Consider the following 771-nt stretch of genomic DNA (forward strand, 5'->3'; position numbering starts at 1 on the left):
CCGGCCGCGAAAAAAACCTCCCCCAAGACCGGCAAATCCGCCGCCGGCAAACCCACCCTGAAAAACGCCGACACCTGTACCAGCGGCTGCCCGATCAGCCTAGCCACCGGCGAGGAACTGCTGGAGCTGACCGATTTCAGCTGGGACGGCCCGCTGAGCCTGCCCTGGACGCGTTTCTACCGCAGCGGCCAGCCGCCCTTGACCTGCAACTGGGCCACGGCTGGCTGACGCCGCTGGGCGAATGGCTGGAGGTGTCGGATGAAGCCGTCACTTTCCACGACCGCGAAGGCCGCACCCTCGAACTGCCCCTGCCCGAACCCGGCGACTACAGCCTGAATCTCCCGGAACAGCTGCGCCTGTACCGCGAAGCCGGCCATTTTCGCCTGGTCGGCGACGGGCAGCCGGAGCGCCTCTTCCAGGGCGAACACGGCCGCTGCCGCCTGCAGCGCTGGCAGAACGGAGCCGAGTTCATCGAACTGGTCTACGACCTTCAAGGCCAGGTTCAGGCCCTAAAGGCCAGCTGGGGCAAAACGCTGCTGATCCAGCGCGACGGCCAGCACATCGTAGCCATCGGCCCGGCCAGATTCGGCGAAACAGGCCCGGCCTTGACCGCCACGCCCTTCGTGCGCTACCAATACAGCGGGCACGGCGATCTGATCGCCGCACTCGATCCATTAGAGCACGGCGAGGCCTACGCCTACCGTAACCATATGATCAGCCGCCGCACGCTCGCCACCGGCTTCAACTTCCATTTCGAGTGGGACGCCTACA

At 65.8% G+C, this 771-nt stretch carries 1 protein-coding gene and 1 pseudogene; both read left to right on the forward strand.

The window, feature by feature from the left end; all coding sequences use genetic code 11:
- Window positions 1-228, forward strand: a 228-nt coding sequence (locus IT781_RS22025; RefSeq protein WP_194972306.1) for a DUF6531 domain-containing protein, incomplete at its 5' end; no start/stop codon positions are given.
- A gap of 23 nt (window positions 229-251) precedes the next feature.
- Window positions 252-771, forward strand: a pseudogene (locus tag IT781_RS22030) (RHS repeat protein); the annotation flags it as partial.

The sequence above is a fragment of the Methylobacter sp. BlB1 genome (assembly GCF_015476545.1).
Taxonomy (GTDB): Bacteria; Pseudomonadota; Gammaproteobacteria; order Methylococcales; family Methylomonadaceae; genus Methylobacter.